Here is a 3975-nt window from a genome sequence, read left to right as displayed (position 1 = left end):
GATGCCCGCCTTGCGTCAACGCTTCGGCAAGACGATATCCTGTCCAAGAGGACAGCGACCGCTGAGTCGCGCCCGAACTCCCCCGAAGGGGCATCCGAGAAGGCACCCATGCGCGATCCGATCGAACTGATGAACATGAACCTCGTCCCGATGGTGGTCGAGCAATCCAGCCGGGGCGAGCGCGCCTTCGACATCTTCTCGCGCCTGCTGCGCGAGCGGATCATCTTCCTGACCGGCCCGTTCGAGGACGGCATGGCGTCGCTGATCTGCGCCCAGCTCCTCTTCCTCGAGTCCGAGAACCCGAAGAAGGAAATCTCCATGTATATCAACAGCCCCGGCGGACAGGTTTCGTCAGCGCTCGCGATCTACGACACCATGCAATACATCAAGTCGCCGGTCTCGACGGTGGTGATGGGCATGGCCGCCTCGGCCGGTTCGCTCATCCTGACGGCTGGCGCCGCAGGTCAGCGCGTGGCCCTGCCGAACGCCCGCGTCATGGTGCACCAGCCTTCGGGCGGCTTCCGCGGCCAGGCCTCGGACATCGAGCTGCACGCCGCCGACATCCGCTACACCAAGAAGCGCCTGAACGAGATCTACGTCCAGCACACCGGCCGCACCTATGAGGAGGTCGAGAAGACCCTCGACCGCGACCACTTCATGTCGGCCGAGGAGGCCAAGGCCTGGGGCATCGTCGACCACGTCTACGACCGCCGCGAACAGGCCGACTCGGACGGCGTGAAGGCGCCCTGATCGGGCTTCGCCGACAAACGGACTTCGAACCCCGCCCCGCAGCGATGCCGGGCGGGGTTTTCATTTTCACGGCAGGGCGGCGCGACGTGGCGGCCGCTTTCCGCGACAGTTGCTGCGACACTTTGGCGGGCCATCGGATGAACGGATCGCGCGTTTCGGCGCGTAGAACGGTCAAGGTCGACGAGAACGGGGATGCGACATGCGCTTGATGGACGACGGACTGCGGTACGGCCCCGTGACGCGGGCCCTGCACTGGCTGATGGCCGGTCTTTTGGTCTGGCAGTTCGCAGGCATGTTCGTGAAAGAGATCGTCGGGCGCTCGCCCCTGACCGCCTTCTGGGTCGGCAGCCACAAGGGCATCGGCCTGCTGCTGCTGACGCTGCTGATCATTCGCGCCGTCTGGGGCCTGTACAACCTGCGCCGCCGGCCGCGCCACGGCCGAGGGTTCTGGGGCGGCGCCGCCGTCGTCGGCCATCTGGTTCTCTATGCCCTGATGCTGGTCGTCCCTTCTCTCGCCCTGCTGCGCCAGTACGGTTCGGGCAAGCCGTTCGAGGCATTCGGCGTCCAGCTGATGACCAACACCCGGCCCGAGGTCGAGTGGATGATGGCGCCGGCCAACGCCGCCCACGGCCTGCTGGCCTGGGTTCTGCTGGCTGCCATCGGCGGCCACATCCTGATGGTGCTGGTGCACCGCTTCGTCTGGAAGGACGGGACCACGCAACGGATGCTCGGCTGATCCGCATCTGCTAAGGGGCGGTCATGCTTACGCGTGACACTACCGGAACCGTCGAGGTCGACGGCGATATCTATGTCTGGGAACTGCGTCGCCAGCCCCGGCCGACCCATGGCGGCCAGTGGGAGGGGATCGCAGTCACCCTGCGCCACCAGGACTTCAAGCGGGAGGCCATCGTGCAGTTCCCGCCGCCGCTGCGCCCCAATGGCCGGCCGGACACCGAGAAGCAGTTCGTGAACACGGAATACGTCCGCAACGCGGTGACCGCTGTGATCGAGGCTGGCTGGGAGCCCACCTCGCGCGGCAAGGCCGTCAGCTTCGACGTGGACGGCGAGGGGCGTTGAGCATCAAGGGCGGCCGGTAAAGACCCGGAAGCCCTTCTCCTGCGCCATGGCGATCATCTCGGTGTCGCCCGAGGTGTCGCCGTAGGCGGCGGCGATCACGACGTCCTCGCCGTAGGCCGCCTTCAAGCGACGCACCTTCTCCTCGGCCCGGCAGTTCGGGGTGGTGAAGCGGCCGCTGATCCGGTCCTGCGAATCGAACTCCAGATGCGTGCCCAGCAGGGCGTCCGCGCCCAGCTTCCGGGCGAAGGGCGCGACCGTGGTCTCCGGACTGGCGGTCACGATTACGCGATGCGCGCCGCGCTCGCCCCAGTCGTTCCACACCTTCAGCGCGTCGGGTCGCATGAACGATCCCCAGACCTCATCGGCGAAGCGGGCGGCGTCCGCTTCCAGTTCGGCGCGCGATACTCCGCCGAGGAACTCCTTCACCGATGCGGCCTTGATGCGTCCGCGGTCCCGATCCTTCGCATAGCCGGCGAGGGCAGGGGCCATCTTCACCAGACCCAGCGCCCACGCTCCGGGACCCGCGCGCCAGCGCAGGAAGGCGGTGAAGCTGTCGCGGATGGTCAGGGTGCCGTCGAAGTCGAATGCGACGATCTGCGCATCTCCCGGAACGCTCTGGCGAAACCCCTGCGTGCTTCCCATGTCAGACATTCGCCGTGATCCCCATCGATGCTGAACCCTCGATTTCCGTCTCCAGCCACGCTTCGTCGGGGTTGTGGCGGACGCGGGGATGGGTGATTGTCAATTTTTGAAGACCTTCGCGCCCATTGTTCGGGAATCAACGCGAAGGAAGCGCGTTAGTCTCATATCGGGGCTGACTGCGGGAGTGAGAAGGGTCGATGACCAAAGCCGCCGGCACAGACGCCAAAAGCACCCTGTATTGCTCGTTCTGCGGAAAGAGCCAGCATGAGGTGCGTAAACTCATCGCAGGACCGACGGTCTTCATCTGCGACGAGTGCGTCGAGCTCTGCATGGACATCATCCGTGAAGAGCACAAAATCTCGTTCGCCAAGGCCAAGGACGGCGTGCCTTCGCCGAAGGAGATCCGCGAGGTTCTGGACGATTACGTCATCGGTCAGGGGCACGCCAAGAAGGTGCTCTCGGTGGCGGTTCACAACCACTACAAGCGCCTGAACCACGCGACGAAGAACAACGACGTCGAGCTGGCCAAGTCGAACATCATGCTGATCGGGCCGACCGGCTCGGGCAAGACGCTGCTGGCCCAGACGCTGGCGCGCATCATCGACGTGCCGTTCACCATGGCCGACGCCACGACGCTGACCGAAGCCGGTTACGTCGGTGAGGACGTCGAGAACATCATCCTGAAGCTGCTGCAGGCCTCGGACTACAACGTCGAGCGGGCCCAGCGCGGCATCGTCTACATCGACGAGATCGACAAGATCTCGCGCAAGTCCGACAACCCCTCGATCACCCGTGACGTCTCGGGCGAGGGCGTGCAGCAGGCCCTGCTGAAGATCATGGAAGGCACCGTCGCCTCCGTGCCCCCGCAGGGCGGCCGCAAGCATCCGCAGCAGGAGTTCCTGCAGGTCGACACCGCCAACATCCTCTTCATTGTGGGCGGCGCCTTCGCCGGCCTGGAGAAGGTGATCTCGGCTCGTGGCGAAGGCGCCTCGATCGGCTTCGGCGCCAAGGTCAAGGACGTGGACGAGCGCCGCACCGGCGACATCCTGAAGAACGTCGAGCCCGACGATCTGATGCGCTTCGGCCTGATCCCCGAGTTCATCGGCCGTCTGCCGGTTCTGGCGACGCTGGAAGACCTGGATGAGGTCGCGCTGGTCAAGATCCTGACCGAGCCGAAAAACGCCCTGGTCAAGCAGTACAAGCGCCTGTTCGAGATGGAGAACGTCGACCTGACGTTCACCGACGACGCCCTGACGGCGGTGGCCAAGAAGGCCATCACCCGCAAGACCGGCGCGCGCGGCCTCCGCTCGATCCTGGAAGGCATCCTGCTGGAGACCATGTTCGAACTGCCCACCTTCGAGGGCGTCGAGGAAGTGGTCGTCAACGCCGAGGTCATCGAGGGCAAGGCCCAGCCGCTGCTGATCTACGCCGAGACCAAGGGCAAGAAGAGCGCCGCGGCGACGCCTGACAGCGCGGCCTGATCGGGCTTCAAACCGCACAAAACAA

General features: G+C 65.3%; 5 protein-coding genes. 4 read left to right on the top strand and 1 reads right to left on the bottom strand.

Annotated features, from left to right (window positions below):
• The first annotated feature begins 108 nt into the window (after positions 1-108).
• From ABDZ95_RS08335 to ABDZ95_RS08325, 3 genes are all read left to right on the top strand, one after another.
• Positions 109-750, top strand: coding sequence for an ATP-dependent Clp protease proteolytic subunit (locus ABDZ95_RS08335; protein ID WP_343792612.1), 642 nt, complete (start codon positions 109-111; stop codon positions 748-750).
• Positions 751-949: 199 nt separating this feature from the next.
• Complete coding sequence (locus ABDZ95_RS08330; protein WP_343792610.1) at positions 950-1486, top strand: cytochrome b; 537 nt, start codon at positions 950-952, stop codon at positions 1484-1486.
• 23 nt (positions 1487-1509) lie between these two features.
• On the top strand, positions 1510-1827 hold the full coding sequence (locus ABDZ95_RS08325; protein WP_343792608.1) for a hypothetical protein: 318 nt from the start codon (positions 1510-1512) through the stop codon (positions 1825-1827).
• Between the two features lie 3 nt (positions 1828-1830).
• Here ABDZ95_RS08325 and ABDZ95_RS08320 read toward each other — a convergent pair whose 3' ends face one another.
• Positions 1831-2478 carry an HAD-IB family hydrolase gene (locus tag ABDZ95_RS08320; protein ID WP_343792606.1) on the bottom strand — a complete coding sequence of 216 codons (648 nt, stop codon included), beginning with the start codon at positions 2476-2478 and terminating at the stop codon, positions 1831-1833.
• A 188-nt stretch (positions 2479-2666) separates the two neighbouring features.
• Here ABDZ95_RS08320 and clpX point away from each other — a divergent pair, with 188 nt between their 5' ends.
• The gene (gene clpX / locus ABDZ95_RS08315; protein WP_343792604.1) at positions 2667-3950 is read left to right on the top strand and encodes an ATP-dependent Clp protease ATP-binding subunit ClpX; all 1284 of its coding nucleotides are present in this window, start codon (positions 2667-2669) and stop codon (positions 3948-3950) included.
• Positions 3951-3975 lie beyond the last annotated feature (25 nt).

Source organism: Brevundimonas kwangchunensis, from assembly GCF_039523815.1.
Taxonomy (GTDB): domain Bacteria; phylum Pseudomonadota; class Alphaproteobacteria; order Caulobacterales; family Caulobacteraceae; genus Brevundimonas; species Brevundimonas kwangchunensis.
The sequence above is the reverse complement of the archived record's forward strand: the minus strand, read 5'-3'. Positions and strand labels throughout refer to the sequence as shown.